Annotated in this window: 21 protein-coding genes; 1 reads left to right on the top strand and 20 read right to left on the bottom strand. The window is 61.3% G+C overall.

The annotated features are described in order from the left end of the window. Positions 1–62: 62 nt before the first annotated feature. The 14 genes from EN861_RS17110 to EN861_RS17045 all read right to left on the bottom strand — a co-directional run bounded on the left by EN861_RS17110 (position 63) and on the right by EN861_RS17045 (position 13,220). Positions 63–350: a DUF2160 domain-containing protein gene (locus EN861_RS17110; protein ID WP_127278379.1), complete on the bottom strand. Its 288-nt coding sequence runs from the start codon at positions 348–350 to the stop codon at positions 63–65. Further along, positions 347–685, bottom strand: coding sequence for a hypothetical protein (locus tag EN861_RS17105; protein WP_135864497.1), 339 nt, complete (start codon positions 683–685; stop codon positions 347–349). The genes EN861_RS17110 and EN861_RS17105 overlap by 4 nt, the downstream gene beginning before the upstream one ends. After that, a complete protein-coding gene (locus EN861_RS17100) occupies positions 685–1,602 on the bottom strand; it encodes a carbohydrate ABC transporter permease (protein ID WP_135864495.1) in 918 nt (305 codons plus the stop codon). The genes EN861_RS17105 and EN861_RS17100 overlap by 1 nt, the downstream gene beginning before the upstream one ends. A gap of 1 nt (position 1,603) precedes the next feature. Then, positions 1,604–2,470 (bottom strand): sugar ABC transporter permease, encoded by an 867-nt coding sequence (locus tag EN861_RS17095; RefSeq protein WP_127280974.1) that lies wholly within the window; start codon positions 2,468–2,470, stop codon positions 1,604–1,606. Continuing rightward, on the bottom strand, positions 2,471–3,538 hold the full coding sequence (locus tag EN861_RS17090; RefSeq protein ID WP_135864493.1) for an ABC transporter ATP-binding protein: 1,068 nt from the start codon (positions 3,536–3,538) through the stop codon (positions 2,471–2,473). 10 nt (positions 3,539–3,548) lie between these two features. Beyond that, positions 3,549–4,628 (bottom strand): ABC transporter ATP-binding protein, encoded by a 1,080-nt coding sequence (locus EN861_RS17085; protein ID WP_135864491.1) that lies wholly within the window; start codon positions 4,626–4,628, stop codon positions 3,549–3,551. A 41-nt stretch (positions 4,629–4,669) separates the two neighbouring features. Further along, positions 4,670–6,196 carry a glycerol-3-phosphate dehydrogenase gene (gene glpD / locus EN861_RS17080; protein WP_127872519.1) on the bottom strand — a complete coding sequence of 509 codons (1,527 nt, stop codon included), beginning with the start codon at positions 6,194–6,196 and terminating at the stop codon, positions 4,670–4,672. 137 nt (positions 6,197–6,333) lie between these two features. Then, positions 6,334–7,101, bottom strand: coding sequence for a DeoR/GlpR family DNA-binding transcription regulator (locus EN861_RS17075; protein ID WP_127281059.1), 768 nt, complete (start codon positions 7,099–7,101; stop codon positions 6,334–6,336). Between the two features lie 128 nt (positions 7,102–7,229). After that, positions 7,230–8,642, bottom strand: a complete 1,413-nt coding sequence (locus EN861_RS17070; protein ID WP_127872520.1) for an aspartate aminotransferase family protein — start codon at positions 8,640–8,642, stop codon at positions 7,230–7,232. A 115-nt stretch (positions 8,643–8,757) separates the two neighbouring features. Next, a complete protein-coding gene (locus tag EN861_RS17065; protein WP_127280448.1) occupies positions 8,758–9,489 on the bottom strand; it encodes a peptidase in 732 nt (243 codons plus the stop codon). A gap of 31 nt (positions 9,490–9,520) precedes the next feature. Then, positions 9,521–10,315, bottom strand: a complete 795-nt coding sequence (locus EN861_RS17060) for a transglutaminase family protein (protein ID WP_135864489.1) — start codon at positions 10,313–10,315, stop codon at positions 9,521–9,523. A gap of 7 nt (positions 10,316–10,322) precedes the next feature. Next, complete coding sequence (locus EN861_RS17055) at positions 10,323–11,264, bottom strand: alpha-E domain-containing protein (protein WP_127280446.1); 942 nt, start codon at positions 11,262–11,264, stop codon at positions 10,323–10,325. Between the two features lie 135 nt (positions 11,265–11,399). Then, entirely contained in the window at positions 11,400–12,812 is a 1,413-nt protein-coding gene (locus tag EN861_RS17050) for a circularly permuted type 2 ATP-grasp protein (protein WP_167531426.1), read from the bottom strand. Positions 12,813–12,983: 171 nt separating this feature from the next. Beyond that, complete coding sequence (locus EN861_RS17045; protein ID WP_010909609.1) at positions 12,984–13,220, bottom strand: Lrp/AsnC family transcriptional regulator; 237 nt, start codon at positions 13,218–13,220, stop codon at positions 12,984–12,986. Between the two features lie 270 nt (positions 13,221–13,490). On the opposite strand from EN861_RS17045, the gene EN861_RS17040 reads away from it, so the two are divergent. Further along, positions 13,491–13,910 (top strand): DUF4864 domain-containing protein, encoded by a 420-nt coding sequence (locus EN861_RS17040; RefSeq protein WP_127872524.1) that lies wholly within the window; start codon positions 13,491–13,493, stop codon positions 13,908–13,910. A 15-nt stretch (positions 13,911–13,925) separates the two neighbouring features. Here the strand turns inward: EN861_RS17040 and EN861_RS17035 are convergent, their stop codons facing one another. The 6 genes from EN861_RS17035 to EN861_RS17010 form a co-directional block, all read right to left on the bottom strand. Then, entirely contained in the window at positions 13,926–15,323 is a 1,398-nt protein-coding gene (locus EN861_RS17035) for a hypothetical protein (RefSeq protein ID WP_127872525.1), read from the bottom strand. 153 nt (positions 15,324–15,476) lie between these two features. After that, positions 15,477–16,607 carry a tRNA guanosine(34) transglycosylase Tgt gene (gene tgt, locus EN861_RS17030; RefSeq protein ID WP_127279993.1) on the bottom strand — a complete coding sequence of 377 codons (1,131 nt, stop codon included), beginning with the start codon at positions 16,605–16,607 and terminating at the stop codon, positions 15,477–15,479. Then, on the bottom strand, positions 16,600–16,869 hold the full coding sequence (locus EN861_RS17025; RefSeq protein ID WP_127872526.1) for a hypothetical protein: 270 nt from the start codon (positions 16,867–16,869) through the stop codon (positions 16,600–16,602). The genes tgt and EN861_RS17025 overlap by 8 nt, the downstream gene beginning before the upstream one ends. Then, positions 16,859–17,947, bottom strand: coding sequence for a tRNA preQ1(34) S-adenosylmethionine ribosyltransferase-isomerase QueA (queA, locus tag EN861_RS17020; protein WP_127872527.1), 1,089 nt, complete (start codon positions 17,945–17,947; stop codon positions 16,859–16,861). Before queA ends, EN861_RS17025 begins: the two co-directional genes overlap by 11 nt. 6 nt (positions 17,948–17,953) lie before the next feature. Further along, positions 17,954–18,403: a DMT family transporter gene (locus EN861_RS17015; protein WP_127872528.1), complete on the bottom strand. Its 450-nt coding sequence runs from the start codon at positions 18,401–18,403 to the stop codon at positions 17,954–17,956. A gap of 12 nt (positions 18,404–18,415) precedes the next feature. Further along, positions 18,416–18,928 (bottom strand): peptidylprolyl isomerase, encoded by a 513-nt coding sequence (locus EN861_RS17010; protein WP_135864486.1) that lies wholly within the window; start codon positions 18,926–18,928, stop codon positions 18,416–18,418. Positions 18,929–18,941 lie beyond the last annotated feature (13 nt).

The raw sequence follows: 18,941 nt of genomic DNA, 5'->3' as shown, positions 1-18,941 counted from the left end.
CAAGGTTTCAAGTGCGATCTGGAGCGGTCGCCGGCACGCGGCCGCTCCAACAGTTTCCCCCTCTATACGTAGCGGAACACGCCGATGGCGTAGACCACGGAGAGAGCGAGAGCCCACCACAGGTTGGATCCGACAAGACCCAGCCAAGCGAGATGGATAAAGGCGCTGCCAAGCAGCGACAGGAAAAGACGGTCGCCGCGCGTCGTCTCGAAGCGCAGGATGCCGACGCGCGGATTGCCGCCCGGCGAGGCGTATTCCCAGGCGGCCATGCCGCACAGCAGTAGCAGAATGGTCGCGAAGAAAGCCGCGGTCGGCCACGTCCAGGCCATCCAGGAGAGGTCTAGATTCATTGCCGCGCCTCCATTGCCGCAGACTTCACGAACTCACCGTTTTCAGCGGCATAAGCGACCAAGTTGATCAAACCGGCGAGGTGCATGAATGCGTGCCACGAGATCGTTTCGTCTTCTCGAGCTTTGTCGACTTCCGCACGTACATCGTTGAGGTCGTCGTACACGTCCCCCATGACACAAGTCGGAGTTTCGGCTTGGAACGCATCGGTGAAATAGACCTTCCAGTATTGGCTTTGCGCCACATGGATGCTGTCAATGCCTTGATCTTCAAGACCATCAAACAGACTGTTGGTCAGTTGGCGCAGCTCGGAGATTTTGACGTCACCCGCGACCATTATACCCTCCCCAGGGCAAAGCCCTTGGCGATGTAATTGCGGACGAACCAGATGACGAGCGCGCCGGGGATCAGCGTCAGCACGCCGGCGGCGGCGAGCAGGCCCCAATCCATGCCGGCGGCCGAGACCGTGCGGGTCATGGTGGCGGCGATCGGCTTGGCGTCGGTGGTGGTCAGCGTGCGCGCGATCAGCAATTCCACCCATGAGAACATGAAGCAGAAGAAACAGGCGACGCCGATGCCGCTGGCGATCAGCGGCATGAAGATCTTGAGGAAGAAGCGCGGGAACGAATAGCCGTCAATATAGGCGGTCTCGTCGATTTCCTTCGGTACACCCGACATGAAGCCTTCCAGGATCCACACCGCCAGCGGCACGTTGAACAGGCAGTGCGCCAGCGCCACCGCTATGTGCGTGTCGATGAGGCCGAAAGCCGAATAGAGCTGGAAGAACGGCAGCGCGAACACGGCCGGCGGCGCCATGCGGTTGGTCAGCAGCCAGAAGAACAGATGCTTGTCGCCAAGGAAACGATAGCGCGAGAAAGCGTAAGCCGCCGGCAGAGCCACCGATACCGAAATCACCGTGTTCATGACGACATAGGTGATCGAGTTGATGTAGCCGGAATACCAGGCCTTCTGCGTGAAGATGGTGACGTAGTTGGCGATCGTCGGCGCGTGCGGATAAAGCGTCAGCGAGTTGACGATCTCGGCATTGGTCTTGAAGCTCATGTTGATGAGCCAGTAGATCGGCAGCAGCAGAACGATGATGTAGAGCGTCGGTACGATCCACCACCAGCGCGACTCCTCGCCGCGCCGGCGCATCCGCCTGTCGAGTTCGCTCTGTGAGAGCGAACTGGCGAGCCCTTCGGCGGCGGTCCCGTTCATTGCATTGCGCTCGGTGCGTTCGTTGGCGCCAGCCATTTCAGCGCTCCGCGTCGTAGTTGGTCATCACGGTGTAGAACACCCACGACAACAACAGGATGATGAGGAAGTAGACCAGCGACATCGCCGCCGCCGGGCCAAGGTCGAACTGGCCGAGTGCCGTCTTGACGAGGTCGATCGACAGGAACGTCGTCGAGTTGCCCGGACCGCCGCCGGTGACGACGAAGGGCTCGGTGTAGATCATGAACGAGTCCATGAACCGCAGCAGAACGGCGATCAGCAGCACGCGTTGCATCTTCGGCAACTGAATGTAGCGAAAGACCGCCCAGCGCGACGCACCGTCGATCTTGGCCGCCTGGTAGAATGCGTCGGGGATCGAGACCAGGCCGGCATAGCAGAGCAGCACGACAAGGCTGGTCCAGTGCCAGACGTCCATGACGATGATCGTGACCCAGGCGTCGAACGGATCCTGCACATAATTGTAGTCGATGCCGATGGCGTTGAGGTAGTAGCCCATCAGGCCGATGTCGCTGCGCCCGAACACCTGCCAGATGGTGCCGACCACGTTCCACGGTATCAGCAGCGGCAGCGACATCAGCACCAGGCACACCGGCACGCCCCAGCCCTTTTTAGGCATGTTGAGCGCGATGAAGATGCCAAGCGGCACCTCGATCGCAAGGATGATGAAGGAAAAGACCAGGTTGCGGACCATCGCTTCCCAGAATCGGCTGGATGAAAGCAGTTCCTCGAACCACTCCGTACCTGCCCAGAAGAAGACGTTGTTGCCGAATGTGTCCTGCACCGAATAGTTGACGACCGTCATCAGCGGGACGACGGCGGTGAAGGCCACCAGCACAAGCACCGGCAGCACCAGGAACCAGGCCTTGTTATTCCAGGTCTTGTCCATCTATGCCCCCATCTCGACACGCCAGGAATCGGCATAGATGTTGATGCCGGCCGGATCGAACCGCACCTTCGGTTCGGCCGGAACGGTTTCGTCCTCCCCGATGACGGCCGCGATCTCGCGGCCCTCCAGCTTGGCGCGCACCACCTTGTGGCGGCCTACATCCTCGACCTTGGTGATTGAAACGGCCATGCCGTCGCTGCCGAGCCGTACATATTCCGGGCGGATGCCAAGCTCGACGGCCCCGGCGCTGGCCTTGGGCACTCCAGGCAATTCGATCCGTTGCGAGCCGAGCGTCGCCGTCCTGCCTTCGATTGCCACCGGCACGACATTCATGCCTGGCGAGCCGATGAAATAGCCGACAAAAGTGTGACGCGGCCGCTCGAACAGTTCCGCCGGCGTGCCGATCTGCACGATGCCGCCATCATACATGACGACCACCTGGTCGGCGAAGGTCAGCGCCTCGGTCTGGTCGTGCGTGACATAGACCATCGTGTAGCCGAAGCGGCGATGAAGCTGCTTCAACTGCGAGCGCAGCACCCATTTCATGTGCGGATCGATGACGGTCAGCGGTTCGTCGAACAGGATGGCGTTGACGTCCGAGCGCACCAGGCCACGGCCGAGCGAGATTTTCTGCTTCTGGTCGGCGGTCAGGCCCCTCGCCTTCTTCTTCGCCCATGAGGCCAGGTCGATCATCTCCAGCGTCTCGCGCACCTTGCGGTCGACGTCGGCCTCCGGCACGCCGCGATTGCGCAGCGGGAACGCCAGATTGTCGTAGACCGTCATGGTGTCGTAGATGACCGGGAACTGGAACACCTGCGCGATGTTGCGCTCCTGCGTCGACAAATTGGTCACGTCCCTGCCGTTGAACAGCAACTGGCCATGCGAGGGATGAAGCAGCCCTGAAATGATGTTGAGCAGCGTGGTCTTGCCGCAGCCGGACGGCCCAAGCAGCGCATAGGCGCCGCCATCCTCGAACGTGTGATGCACTTCGCGCAACGCGAAATCGGCATCCGTGCGCGGGTTCGGCAGATAGGAATGCCTGACGTGGTTGACGTCGATGCGTGCCATATCGCCCCTCCTAAGCCGCCAGCTTCGGCGCGGTCATAGCCCGGCCGTGCTCGTCGAAGACCATGATGTGACGCGGATCGATGAACACTTCGACCACCGCGTCTGTCTCGAAATCCCTGATGCCGTGGGTCAACATCACCCAGCGGGCATCGGCAAAGTCGAGATGGATGAAGCTCTCGGACCCGGTGATTTCGGTGATGGTGACCTTTGCCCGTACCGGCACCGCGGCGGCATTGGGCCGGTCGAGCGAAAGATGGTGCGGCTGAAAGCCGATCGTATAGTTCGTATCGGCGATGCCGACGAGTTCGGCGGGCACCGGCAGCTTGACGCCGCCCTCGAGCAGAAAGTCCGCGCCCTTCTTGGCCAGCACGATGCTGTTGAGCGGCGGATCGGCGAACGTCCTGGCCGTCACCAGATCAACCGGCTTGCGGAATACGTCGATGGTCGGCCCGAACTGGGTGATGCGGCCTTCCGACAGCGTTGCCGTGTTGCCGCCGAGCAGCAGGGCCTCATGCGGCTCGGTGGTGGCGTAGACGAAGATTGTGCCGGCAGCGGCAAAGATCCTCGGCAGTTCGGCCCGCAATTCCTCGCGCAGCTTGTAGTCGAGGTTGGCAAGCGGCTCGTCGAGCAGCACCAGGCTGGCATTCTTGACGATGGCGCGCGCCAGCGCGGTGCGCTGCTGCTGGCCGCCCGACAGGCTGAGCGGGGTGCGGTCGAGATAGGGCGTCAGCTTGAGGAGAGCTGCCGCCTCGCGCACCTGGCTGTCGATCTTGCCCTGCTCGACACCGGCCACCCTGAGCGGCGAGGCGATGTTGTCATAGACCGTCATCGCCGGATAGTTGATGAACTGCTGGTAGACCATGGCGATCTTGCGCTTCTGCACCGGCGTGCCGGTGACATTCTGGCCGTCGAACCAGACCGAGCCGGAAGTCGGCACATCGAGGCCGGCCATCAGCCGCATCAGGCTGGTCTTGCCGGAAAGCGTGGGCCCGAGCAAAACGTTGAGCGAGCCGTGCTGAAGCGTCAGCGACACGTCGCGGATGTGCTCGACCGCACCGACCGTCTTGGTGACGTTCCTCAGTTCCAGCATGACGCCTCCTCCCAGGCTTTCCGCATCAGCTCAAAACCTCTTCATTCGGCGGCCGCGACATGCTGCCGGCTTATGCCACGCATGAATTCATCGAGTGCCGAGACCTGCTCGCGGCTAAGATGCAGACCGCGCTTGGTCCGTCGCCACAGCACATCTTCCGCCGTGACGGCCCATTCGTTTTCAACGAGATAGCGCACCTCGGCCTCGTGCAGATCGCCGCCGAAATTGCGGCCGAGATCGGCAATCGACTTGGCCAAGCCGAGCAGAACCTGCGCACGCGTCCCGTAAAGCCTGGTCAACCGGCGCGCCAAACGCTGGTCGAGGAAAGGGTAGGCGCTTTTCAGCTTCGCCACCTGCGCATCGAAACCGGTGGCCGGAAAATCGCCGCCAGGCAGCGGCGCATCAGATGTCCACGGCTTGCCGCGCTTGCCGAGAAAACCTTCGATCTTCTCCAGCATTGATTCCGCCAGCCGGCGGTAGGTGGTGATCTTGCCGCCAAACGCGTTGACCAGCGGTGCGGCGCCCTCGCCGCCATCGGCCTTCAGCACGTAGTCGCGCGTCGCTTCCTGCGCCTTGGAGGCGCCGTCATCATAGAGCGGACGCACGGCCGAATAGGTCCAGACAATGTCCGAACGCTTGACGGGAACCGCGAAATACTCGCTCGCCGCGGCACAGAGATAGTCGATTTCGGTGTCGCTGATCTTCACATCGTGCGGATCGCCGGGATAATCCCGGTCGGTGGTGCCGATCAGCGTGAACTCGTCCTCGTAGGGAATAGCGAAGATGATGCGGCCATCCCTGTTCTGGAAGAAATAGGCGCGCGGATCGTCGAACTTCTTGGCGATAACGATGTGGCTGCCCTGCACGAGGCGCACGTTGTGAACGTCATTCTGCCCGACGACGCCGGACAGCACGTGGTCTACCCAGGGCCCCGCCGCATTGACCAGCAACCGTGCCTTGACCTCTTCGGTCTCGCCGGTTTGCAGGTTCTCGATCTTTATCGTCCAGATCCCGCCTTCGCGGCGGGCTCCAACCACTTTCGTGCGGGTCCGGATGGTTGCGCCCCGGTCAGCAGCGTCACGTGCATTCAGCGCCACCAGCCGCGCATCGTTGACCCAGCCATCGGAATATTCGAAGGCCTTTTTGAACAGCGGCTTCAAAGGCTTGCCCGCCGGGTCGCTTGCCATGTCGAGCGTCCTGGTCGCCGGCAGCAATTTGCGCCCGCCAATGTGATCGTAAAGGAACAGGCCAAGCCGGATCAGCCAGGCGGGTCGCAGGCCCCTGGCGTAGGGCAGCACGAAGCGCATCGGCCAGATAATGTGCGGTGCGTTCTTCCACAGAACCTCGCGCTCCATGAGCGCCTCGCGCACCAGGCGGAATTCGTAGAATTCGAGATAGCGCAGCCCGCCATGGATCAGCTTGGTCGAACCGGACGAGGTTCCGCTGGCGAGGTCATTCATCTCGGCGAGAAAGACCGAAAACCCGCGGCCAACGGCATCACGAGCGATTCCGCAGCCGTTAATACCGCCGCCTATGACGAAAATGTCCCGGACTGAAGATGGGTCCACTTAATTCCTCCACGATTTCGCACTGCACCATTTTGGGTCTTTTGCGAAACCGTAGCGGAATTATTTCGAACTCATAACGAATGTCAAACGAAATATCACAAGCCGGTGAACAAGCGGCGAGAAGACGATAAAAGACCTCAGGCAGGCGACGTCTCGATCAGCTGAACCTCGGCCTCCTGGCAGATCTTGCGCACCGAAGCGATCTCGCAGCGATCGGTGATGAACGTGTTGACCTGCGACAGATGACCGATGCGTACCGGCGCCGTACGCTCGAATTTGGTCTGGTCGGATACCAGGATGACATGCCTGGCATTGGCGATGATCGCTTGCGCCACCTTCACCTCGCGAAAATCGAAGTCGAGCAGCGCTCCATCATGATCGATCGCGGAGGCACCGATGACAGCATAATCGACCTTGAACTGCCTGATGAAATCGACCGCCGCCTCACCGACGACACCCCCGTCCGAACCGCGCACCACACCACCGGCAATCACCACCTCGATCGAAGGATAGATGCGCATCCTATTGGCAACATTGATGTTATTTGTGATAACCATCAGGCCGTTATGATCGAGCAACGCCTTGCTGACCGCCTCCGTCGTGGTGCCGATGTTGATGAACAGCGAGGCGTTGTCGGGGATCAGCCTCGCCGCCGCACGGCCAATCGCTTCCTTCTCGTCGGCCGCGATCTTGCGCCTGGCTTCATACTCCATGTTCTCGATGCCGGACGGGAACAAGGCGCCGCCATGGATGCGCGAAAGCAGCCGCTGGTCGCACAAATCGTTGAGGTCCTTGCGTATGGTCTGCGGCGTCACATTGAAATGCGTGGCCAGATCGTCGACCAGCACGCGGCCGTTGTCCTTAGCCATCTGGATGATCTCGGCATGGCGCGGCGACAGATACATCAAGCAAGCTCCCGTTTTCGTTTTTCTTGCTTATAGTCGAAAACGAAACCGATGAAAAGGCACAAGCCGGCTAACGAAATCCGATGATTGTACGAGGGAACCTCGGCGCGACCTTGATCCAGCCTTTTTCAGGCCACGGCGCGTGCAATTTCGGTAATGGCGGTGAAAGCCGCGTCGACGTCTTCCGCCGTCGCATCGAACTGGCCCACCTGGAAGCGGATCGCCACCCTTCCATCGACTTTCGTTTGCGTCAGGTAGATGCGGCCATCGTCGTTGATCGCATTGACCAGCCGCAGATTGTGCTCGTCGGCATCGGTGTCCGAAGCCGCCTTGTGCCGGAACGAAAACAGCGACAGCATCGGCTCGCTGACGATCTCGAAATCCACCTCCCTTGCCAGACGCGTGGCGAGGCCTTCGCTCCAGGCGACATGGTTGCGGATCATGGTTCGCAGGTTTTCCAGTCCATGGGCGCGCAGCAAGAACCACAGTTTCAGCGCGCGGAAGCGCCGGCCGAGCGGCACCGACCATTCCGAGTAGTTGATGATGCCGTCATGGCCGTGCGTCTTGAGATAGTCGGGCTTGATGGCCAGCGTCCTGACATGGCTCGAGGGGTCGCGCAGGAACTGGATCGAACAATCGAACTGCGCGCCCAGCCATTTGTGCGGATTGAAGACGATCGAATCGGCGCCTTCGACGCCAGACCAGAAATGCCGGTATTCCGGGCAGATCATCGCCGACCCGGCCCAGGCGGCATCGACATGCAGGTAGAGCCCGTGCCGCCTGGCAACCTCCGCAACCGCTGCAATATCGTCCGTGCCACCGGTGCTGGTGCCGCCGACACAGGCGATAATACCAGCAGGCAGCATGCCGGCTTTCCGGTCGGCGATGATGGCTGCTTCCAGGGCTGCCGTGTCCATGGCGCGAAAACGGCCGGTGACCGGAACGCGCACGAGATTGTCCTCGCCGATGCCCGAGACCCAGATCGCCCGGTCGATCGATGTGTGCACCTGGTCGGAAGAATAGATGCGCAACCGCCCCTGCCCGGCCAAACCCTTTTTGTTGCCTTGCCAGCCGAGCGCCCGCTCGCGCATGGTCAGCACGGCGTTGAGTGTCGCCGACGAGGCCGAATCCTGGATCACGCCGGAAAAGCCCTCTGGCAGGCCGAGCGCCTGGCGCATCCAGTCGACGGTGCGGGTTTCAAGCTCGGTCGCCGCCGGTGACGTTTGCCAAAGCATGCATTGCGCGGCCATCGCCGACACCAGGTATTCCGCCACCACCGAAACCGGCGCCGCGTTGGCCGGGAAATAGGCGAAGAAGCGGGGGTGCTGCCAATGTGTCATCCCCGGTACGATCTTGGCTTCGAAATCGGCGAAGATTCTGTCCATCGGTTCGGCGTCTTCGGGCGGCGACGCCTCGATGCTCCTGAAAATGTCGCCCGGCTCGACCAATGGCCGCACCGGCCGCTCACGCAAATTGTTGCGATAGTCGGCACCCCAGTCGGCGGCGCGTTGCGACCATTGCCGGAAATCGTCATTGTTCATCTTGTTCCTCCCGACATGATCTTTCGTGGCCGGCGGCAGCCGCCCGCTCTTCAAGATCATATTAATTAACATGTGAAATATTTGCAACCGCCGTCGAATGGCGAGATAGGCAAAACTAGCCGGGGAAATCCGGCAGGCTGGCGAACGCCGTCTTCAGGGCATTCGACCATCCATCGGAGATTGTGCGGTAATACTGATCGTCCTGGCCGATCCGCTTTTTCAGGCCGACCTGAAAGGCGTCCCGTTCCAGGAAAAGCAGGTCGAGCGGCAAGCCGACCGACAGGTTCGATTTCAACGTCGAATCGAACGACACCAGTAAGAGTTTAACCGTCTCGGCGAGGCTCATCGTCTTTTCATAGGCGCGGATGATGATCGGCTTGCCGTATTTGGTCTCGCCGATCTGGAAGAACGGCGTGTCGTCGGTCGACTCGATGAAATTGCCTTCGGGATAGATCATGAACAGGCGTGGCGGGCTGCCCTTGATCTGCCCACCGAGGATGAAGGAGGCATTGAAATAGGAATCGGCCTTCTCGCCGGCGGGCGACGATTGCGCGATCACCTCTTTCACCGTGTCGCCGACCAGCCGCACCGTCTGGTACATGGATGGCGTTTCGAGCAGCTTCTCGTGGCGGTCGGTCACCGCCTTGGTGCGCTCGTCGAGTAGGCTGACCACGGCCTGTGTCGTCGCCAGATTGCCGGCCGACATCAAGACGATGACGCGCTCGCCCGGCTGCTCCCACACATGCATCTTCTTGAAGGTCGAGATCGAATCCATGCCGGCATTGGTGCGCGTGTCCGACATGAACACGAGCCCGCGATCGATCTTGAGGCCGACGCAATAGGTCATAGAATCTCTTGAGGCAGCAATCCTGAGGGGATTACTGCTCTACCGTGACGGTGACCGCAAGCAGTTCTTCCGCCTGTCCCAGCCGAATTCCCGACACCGGCGAAGCGTCACGGTAGTCGCGGCCGGTAGCCACCTTCACATAGCGTTCATCGGGAGAAATACCGTTGGCGGGATCGAAGGCAACCCAGCCGAGGCCCGCGACATGGGCTTCGGCCCAGGCGTGGCTCGCCGCCTGTTCCACCGCAGCATCCATCATCAGATAGCCGCTGACATAGCGGGCCGGAAATCCCATGGCGCGCGCGGCGGCGGCAAAGATGTGGCTATGGTCCTGGCAAACGCCGGTCTTCAGCGCCAAGGCTTCCTCGGCTGCGGTCGTCGCATTGGTGGTGCCGGGCGTGTAGGCGACGCGTTCGCCGATTGCGGCCATCAGCCGATGCAGCCTTTCAAGATCGGTCCCCTTGCCCACCGCCTCGGCAAGATCACGGATGCCGCCGCCTATGGTGGTCAAAGCGGTCTCCTGCGCGAACAACCAGAGTGGCGCGAAACCTTGGTGTGGCCCGCAAACGCCTGACGTATCGCGCGTCACCACCTCGCCCGAAGCCTCGACCGTGATCACGTCGTTGTCACCCTCGACGCTCAACAGCCTGTTGTCGTTGCCGTAATGGTCGGTAAATCGCACTTCCTCGCGCGCGCCTTCGACCTTCAGCGCCCAGGACAGCACTGTCTGTGTCGGCCCGCTCATGGGAAGCAGCCGCAGCCTCTGAAGTAGATATTGCACCGGCGCGTCATAGCGATATTCGGTCCGGTGAGTGATTTTCAGCCGCATGGCTTCCTCAATAAAACCTGTAGTCCTGCGCGATCTCGTCGCCGAGCCTGGTGTTGTCGCGAATGAACCCGGCCAGGAACTCGTGCAGGCCCGCGTCGAATATGTCCTTGATCGATCCCGCGCGCAGCATCGTCTGGGTCTTCTCCGCGGTCGCGTGGCAGGCATGACGCTCGCCATAGTCGTCGCCGAGGAACTTCAGATGCTCGGCCAGGAAGCGATAGCAGAAGGTCAGCGACCTCGGCATGCGCACATTGAGGATCAGGTAGTCGGCGATGTTGGTGGGCTTGTAGTCGGCATCGTAGACCCAGCGATAGGAGCGATGCGCTGACACCGAACGCAGGATCGATTCCCACTGGTAGTTGTCCAGGCTCGATCCGACCCATGAAATCGACGGCAACAGCACGTAGTATTTCACGTCGAGAATGCGCGCCGTGTTGTCGGCGCGCTCGACATAGGTGCCGAGCTGCGAGAAGTCGAAAATCTCGTTGCGCAGCATGGTGCCGTAGAACGAGCCACGGATCAGCGCTGTCTCGCGCTTGATCGCATCGAGCACATTGGGCAGGTCGCGCTCGTCGATCGGCCTCGCCAGCATCCGTTTCAGCGCCATCCAGGCTTCGTTGATGCTCTCCCAGGTCTCGCGCGTCAGCGCGGTGCGCACCATGCGCGCATTGTTGCGGGCGGTCTCGATCGACGACATCGTGCTTGAAGGGTTCGACGTGTCGCGCAGCAGGAAATCAGCGACATTCGCCGCCGAATAGTCCGAATACTTCTGCGTGAAGGCAGCGTCGGAGCCGGCGCTGAGCAGCACGGAGTTCCACTCCTCCGAGGCGCTTTGAGTGCGGGTCAGCGCCATGCGCAGGCCGGCATCGACCAACCGCGCCATGTTTTCGGCCCGCTCGATATAGCGGTTCATCCAGTAGAGCCCGTTGGCGGTGCGGCCGAGAAGCATGGAATGGCCCTTCGGGCTAGTGAGCAGGGAATAGCGAGTAGGGAATGGCAAGCGACTGAATCTCAACGGAATATGGCATTTCCCTGTCCCCTCTGCTTCCACTATTCACGACTGACTATCCCCTACTCACCCATCTCAATCATCCAGCACCCAGGTGTCCTTGGTGCCGCCGCCTTGCGAGGAATTCACCACCAGCGAGCCTTCCTTCAGCGCAACGCGCGTCAGCCCACCAGGCACGATCTGGATGCGATCGGAAACCAGCACATAAGGCCGCAAGTCGACGTGGCGCGGCGCCAGGCCCTTGTCAGTCAGGATCGGACAGGTCGAGAGCGCTAGCGTCGGTTGGGCGATGTAATTAGACGGCTTGGCCTGCAGCTTCTTGGCAAAATCCTGGCATTCCTTCTTGGTTGCAGCCGGGCCGACCAGCATGCCGTAGCCGCCGGAACCGTGCACTTCCTTGATGACGAGCTCATCAATGTGTTCGAGCACATATTTCAGGCTGTCTGGTTCCGAACAGCGCCAGGTCGGGATGTTGCCGAGGATCGCCTTGCGGCCGGTGTAGAATTCGACGATCTCCGGCATGTAGGAATAGATCGCCTTGTCGTCGGCAATGCCGGTTCCCGGCGCATTGGCGATGGTGATGTTCCCGGCGCGGTAGACATCCATGATGCCGGGTATGCCAAGAGCTGAATCCGGCCTGAAGGTCAGCGGGTCCAGGAAAGAATCATCCACGCGGCGGTAGAGAACGTCGATCTGCTTGTAGCCTTCGGTCGTACGCATCGCGACATGGCCGTCGACGACGCGCAGATCCTGTCCCTCCACAAGCTGCACCCCCATCTGGTCGGCAAGGAAGGCGTGTTCGAAATAGGCAGAATTGAAACTGCCGGGCGTCAGCACCGCGATGGTCGGCGCCCCCTTGGTGCCTTGCGGCCGCACCGCCGCCAGCGACTGGCGCAGCAGCTGCGGGTAGTTCTCCACCGGCCGCACCTTGATCTTCTGGAACAGCTCGGGGAACAGTTGCATCATCGTTTCGCGGTTCTCCAACATGTAGGAGACACCGGACGGCGTGCGTGCATTGTCTTCCAGCACGTAGAACTCGTCCTCGCTGATGCGCACGATGTCGACGCCGATAATGTGGGTGTAGACGCCGGCCGGTGGCCGCACGCCGATCATTTCCGGCAGGAAAGCCTCGTTCTTGGCAATCAAGTCCCTTGGGACGCGGCCGGCGCGAAGGATTTCCTGGCGATGGTAGATGTCGTCGAGGAAGGCGTTCAGCGCCTGTACGCGCTGCTCGATGCCTTGCGTCAGGCGGCGCCACTCATTGCCTGAAATGATGCGGGGAACGATGTCGAACGGGATCAATCGCTCAGATGCTTCCTGCTCGCCATAAACGGCAAAAGTGATGCCGGTCTTGCGAAAGACGCGTTCGGCGTCCTGCATCTTTTCGGTAAGTCTGGCTGGATCCTGCTCCTTCAGCCAGCGATCGTAAGCCGAATACGGTCTTCTAAGTCCGGAGACCTCCGGAAGCATTTCATCGAACGCTGCCAATCGCATACTCCCCTGTGACGCCATTTCACTGGCGTCGCCGGAGAAAATCAAGCGCAATCGGCGATTTGGAAGAACCTGACGATGAGTATGTCGCGGCTGCCTAAAATTGAGGCAGCTGAAATATGCGCTTGATCAGGCTTTGCCTCGTGCCCGGGCAAATCCGCTTCGCGACTAGAAGGCGCGGAAGGTGACGACGGTGAAGGTGTCCTTGATGCCGGGAAGAATCTGCACCTTCTCGTTGACGAAATGGCCGACGTCTTCCTCATCATCGACATAGAATTTGGCGAGCAGATCGTAATTGCCGGCGGTGGAGTAGATTTCCGAAGCAATCTCGGCGTCGGCAAGCGCGCTGGCAACCTCGTAGGATTTGCCCAGCTCGCATTTGATCTGCACGAAAAACGCCTTCATGGCTTCGTCCCGCTAAACGTCCACGTTCAAGCGGCCCTTCTGGCAGACTGGAGGCGGGCTTTCAAGCGCTGGAATGCGCACTTAGCCGGCGCGGGCCTTGGCCACGGCCTCGCGCATCTTCGCAACCGGCATGCCGCGCTCGAGGAATCCGCCTAGCCGGGACGAATATTGGCGGCCGCTGAAACCGTGAAGCGCCGTCACCCGTATGTTAGGATGCCTCCGCAACAGCTTTTCTGGAGGCGGCTTTTCGAGGGACGGTGGAGACAGGCCATGCGCCGCGGCTTTTTCGCATTCGCGTTCGTTTCGCTCATGCTGGCTTCCCAGGCGTTTGCCGGCGATGCCGAGATCAAGGCTGGCCAAGCCGTCATCGACGGTCAATTGAAGGCCCTCATCGCCGATGACGGCGCCAAGGCCTACAGCTTCGCCGCTCCGAACGTGAAGCAGGTATTCCCGACCGTCGATGCTTTCATGAACATGGTGACCAACGGCTACCCGCCTGTGCGCAAGCCACGGTCCTACTCTTTCGGCAAGGTCGAGCAGACGGGCCCGGGTTCGATCGTCCAGCAGGTGCTGATCATTGGCCCCGACGGCAAGGACTATGAGGCGGTCTACACGCTTCAGCAGCAGCCCGACGGCACATTCCAGATCACCGGCTGCAGCCTGCGCGCCTCGAATTCGCTGAGCTCCTGAACCAGTTCGCTCACTTCAATCCTGGCGTTGATAGAGCGTCCAGCCCTGCCCCGACAGTCCCCAACTCGTCGAGGCATCGACGCGATCATAGGTCAACAGGCAGCCGGACGGGGCGGCGACATGCTCCGGCTGCTGGTCCACGGCGCCCTCGAGGATCAGCCAGGACGGACGCTCGTCACATATCTTGTCGGCCGCGACGAGCAATGACTGGCGTCCCAGCCGTTTGGCAAAATAGTTGACAATCACCGCGATCCGAAAATCTTGATTGCTGGCGTAGCTCGTTGCGCCATTGCGCGTCATCTCCTCAACGATGACAGCATAGGATCCGCGTCCCTTTTCGTAGAATGGCAACAGAAACGTCATCGTGCCGGCTAGGATTGCCACCAGCCCCCCGACGGCAACAAGCCGATATATGCCAGCGGCGGCGAACCCGAGCGCAAGCAACTCGCCCGCGCAAAGCAACAGCAATGTTGCACTGACCAGAAAGTAGCGCGGGAAATCGAGGGTCGGCAGCTGTGCTGCCGCCATCAGAATAGGCAGTCCGATAATCCCGATGACATAGAGACTGGCCCGCCGATCGCGCCGAATACCGGCAAAGACGCAGACAAGGCCGCAGGCCAAGGCAATACAGGCCAAGTTGCTGATCCAAGGCGGCAAGCCGAACAGACAGCGGATCATTCCGCCGTAGCCTTGGACGAAGGCCTGGAGCGAGAACGGCGAAACGCCGCCGACCTTGAAGCCAAACGTCTGGCTGCCGATCGTTACGCAGGCGGCTAGCGGCAGCAAAGCAAGGAATGCCGGCGTGAAAATCTGCCCCAGTTCGACATTGACGCGACCCAGACTGCCGGTGCGCCGCCAGATGAGCCAGGCGCTCCAGGCCACCAGAACCACCACCGTTTCTACCATCGTGAGGTGGGACAAAAACCCGAGAAGGACGATGACCGCGAATGCGATGCCTGAACGGCCTGTGTCGAACCGGCGTTCCAGGAACACGACCGAGAGGAGCGTGAACAGCACCAGCCCGGCATAGCCTCTCGCCTCGGAGCCGTAATGGACCATCGGATAGCTCACCGCAAACAGCATGCTTGTGATGACACCAGCCCATCGGCCTTGCGCAGCCACGGCTGCGGCAATGATTGTGCCGACGCCGAGCGCAATCGACAAGCCGCGCTGAAGCAATGGCGAGGCATAAGGACCGATCAGGTACAGGTAGATCGAATTGAGGAAATGATTGTTGTCGTGGTTTACGCGCCAGAATATCTGATCGATCGAGGTAAGCGGCTCGAGCAGCAAGAAGCTCCAGATCTCGTCCAGCCAGAGATCGCCGCGCGCACCCATCAATCGCAAGAAAAGGCCGATTGCTGCGATCGCGGCAATCGCCGGGCCGACACCACGATGCTTGCGCGTTGCCAAACGCAGGACACTAGCATGCGAATTATGCAGTGCTAATTTAGAATTGTCGACAGATGGGTCTGCTGTTGCGGACAGTTTCTTGCCCCTTGCCTGAATATAGCTCGGAACAATTACTCTTGGTTATGTTTAGAAAGAGTGTGCTCGGATCCCAATTCAAAGTACGGGCAGGTCGCCTTTGGCCCAACCCTCGGATATCTCGCCCGAGCGCAGTTCGAAGGTGCCGCTCTCGATCGCGGCCCGGATGTCCTGCATCAGCTTCTGGTAGTAGGAAAGATTGTTCCAGGTCAGCAGCATCGCCCCGAGCGCCTCCTGCGAACGCACCAGATGGTGCAGATAAGCGCGCGAATAGTCGCGCGCAGCGGGGCAATCACTCTCTTCGTCGAGCGGGCGCGGATCGTCAGCGTGACGGGCGTTGCGCAGATTGACCTTGCCGCGCCTGGTATAGGCAAGACCATGCCGGCCGGCTCGCGTCGGCATCACGCAGTCGAACATGTCGATGCCGCGCGCCACCGATTTCAGGATATCGTCCGGCGTGCCCACGCCCATCAGGTAGCGCGGCTTTTTGTCAGGCAGTTCCGGGCACGTGATGTCGAGCATGTCGAGCATCACCGCTTGCGGCTCGCCGACAGCCAGGCCGCCGACGGCATAACCCTTGAGGTTCATCGCGCTCAGCGCCTGCGCCGAACGCACCCTGAGCGCGGCGTTGTCGCCACCTTGCACGATGCCGAACATCGCCTTGCCGGGCTGGTCGCCGAACGCCGTCTTGCAGCGCTCCGCCCAGCGCAGCGACAGGTCCATTGCGCGCTCGATCTCTTTCAACTCGGCCGGCAGCGCCGTGCATTCGTCAAGCTGCATCTGAATATCGGAATCGAGCAGGCCTTGAATCTCGATCGAACGCTCGGGTGACATCTCATAAGCCGCGCCATCGATGTGCGAACGGAAGGTGACGCCTTTCTCTGTCAGCTTCCTCAGCTTCGACAGCGACATCACCTGGAATCCGCCGCTGTCGGTCAGGATCGGGTGCGGCCAGCGGGCGAATTCGTGCAGACCGCCAAGCCGCGCGACACGTTCGGCGCCAGGGCGAAGCATCAGGTGATAGGTGTTGCCCAGGATGATGTCGGCGCCGACGCCGCGCACCTGGTCCATGTACATGGCCTTCACGGTGCCACCGGTGCCGACCGGCATGAAGGCCGGCGTGCGGATTTCGCCGCGCGGCATGTCGATCAGGCCGCGCCGCGCCTTGCCATCGGTCGCCAGCACCTTGAAGGTGAACGTCTCAGCCATTGAATTCCTTGTCGTGGACCGGCGCACCCGGCGCCTGCCTGTCGAGCGACTGGCGGTATTGGATGCAGCCGCGCATGAATTTGGGCCAGGGTGGCACGGCGATCGCCGGCTCGGTCTTTTCAGGCAGCAGATCCCACAGATCGGGGTGATGCCAGCACAGATCATGGCCTGATGTATCGCGGTGCGCGCGAATACCGGCGCGCAGCTTTTTCACTTCCGCGACGAGGCTTTCGCGATCGAGGGTTTGCAGATCATCGTCCATCGCTCATCTCCGCTCGGTAAAGCAGGCTTGCGTCGCCATAGGAGTAGAACCTGTAACGGTTCGCAATGGCATGCGCATAGGCGGCACGCATCGTATCGAGACCGCTGAAGGCCGAAACCAGCATGAACAGTGTCGAGCGCGGCAGATGGAAATTGGTCATCAGCATGTCGGCGGTGCGAAAGCGGTAGCCGGGCGTGATGAAGATGTCGGTCGGTCCGGACCATGGCGCCACCGTACCGTCGTCACGCGCCGCGCTTTCCAGCAGACGCAGCGAGGTGGTGCCGACGGCAATGATGCGCCCACCCCTCGCCTTCGCGGCGTTGAGCGCGCTGGCGGTCGCCTCGCTGACCGAGCCGATCTCGGCATGCATCTTGTGGTCGGCGGTGTCGTCCGCCTTCACCGGCAGGAACGTGCCGGCGCCGACATGCAGCGTGACGAAGCGGCGCTCGATCCCCTTGGCGTCCAACGCCGCAAAAAGCTCGGGCGTGAAATGCAGGCCAGCGGTGGGCGCCGCTACCGCACCTTCTTCCCGGGCATAGATGGTCTGGTAATCGGCATGGTCGCGCTCGTCGTCATCGCGCTTCGAGGCGATGTAGGGCGGCAACGGAATGTGGCCGACCGCGTGCAGCGCCTCGTCGAGGAAGGGCCCGGATAGATCAAAGCCGAGCAACGCTTCGCCGCCCTCGCCCTTTTCGATCACCGTGGCATCGAGCTGGCCAAGGAAACAGGAATTGCCGTCATGACCGAAATGGATGCGGTCACCGGCGGCGATGCGCTTTCCCGGCCGCATGAACGCCAGCCAGCGGTCTGGAGCCATGCGCATGTGCAGCGTGGCCTCGACCTGCGCAGCCGCTTCACCGCGCCGCCTGATGCCTTTCAGTTGCGCTGGAATGACCTTGGTGTCGTTGAAGACCAGCACGTCGCCGGCGCGGAGCAACGACGGCAGATCGCCAACCGTCCGGTCCTCCAGCCCCTTGCCCGGCTCGACGACGAGCATTTTGGCGCTGTCGCGCGGCTCTGCCGGGCGAAGCGCGATGCGCTCTTCCGGCAGGTCGAAATCAAAGAGGTCGACGCGCATCGGGAATCAAAACAGCCGAACGAGCAGCGCTCCGGCCAGCAGAAGCACGGCGCCGGCGATGCGGCCGAGCGAGATTTCACGCACCGCGACACCGAGGAAGCCGACGCGGTCGATGAGCATGCCGGCGAGCAACTGACCGGCCACCAGGAACGCCATAAGGGCGGCGGCGCCGATGCGTGGCGTCAAGATGGTGGAGAGCGTGACATAGAAGCCGCCGAGCATGCCCCCGGCGACGAACAGCCACGGCGCCGGCGCCTTCCAGTCAAGCGAAATGCCTTGCAGCTTCACCACCGTTACCGAGATGATGCCGAGCACGACCGCGCCCGACAGGAACGAAAACGCGGCCGCCGCGACCGGGAGACCCAGGCCGCGCGCCAGCTGCGAATTGATCGGCGCCTGAATCGCAATGAAGGCGCCGGACAGGATGCCGAGAAGCGACCAGACGACGCCCATCATTGTCGTTTCGCCTTACTTGACGTCTGCCGCGACCTTCAGCGACACGATCTTGTCGGGATCCTGCACCGGCTCGCCGCGCTTGATCTTGTCGACATTCTCCATGCCTTCGATGACCTGGCCCCAGACCGTGTACTGGCGGTTGAGGAACGCGGCATCGTCGAAACAGATGAAGAACTGCGAATTGGCCGAGTTCGGGTTCTGCGAACGGGCCATCGAGCAGGTGCCGCGACCGTGGTTCGCGTTGGAGAACTCTGCCTTCAGGTCAGGCTTTTCCGAGCCGCCCATGCCCGCGCGGGAAGGCGCGAACGAGGGCTTGCTCGAGTTGCCGAACTTGACGTCGCCGGTCTGCGCCATGAAGCCTTCGATGACGCGGTGGAAGACGACGCCATCATAGGCGCCTTCGCGCGCCAGTTCCTTGATGCGGGCGACATGGCCGGGGGCCAAATCGGGAAACAGTTCGATGACGACCTCGCCCTTGGTCGTTTCCATGATGAGCGCGTTCTCGCGGTCCTTGATCTCAGCCATGTCAGATATCCTT

It is taken from the genome of Mesorhizobium sp. M8A.F.Ca.ET.218.01.1.1, from assembly GCF_004791165.1.
In the GTDB taxonomy this organism is placed as follows: Bacteria; Pseudomonadota; Alphaproteobacteria; order Rhizobiales; family Rhizobiaceae; genus Mesorhizobium.
The sequence above is the reverse complement of the archived record's forward strand: the minus strand, read 5'-3'. Positions and strand labels throughout refer to the sequence as shown.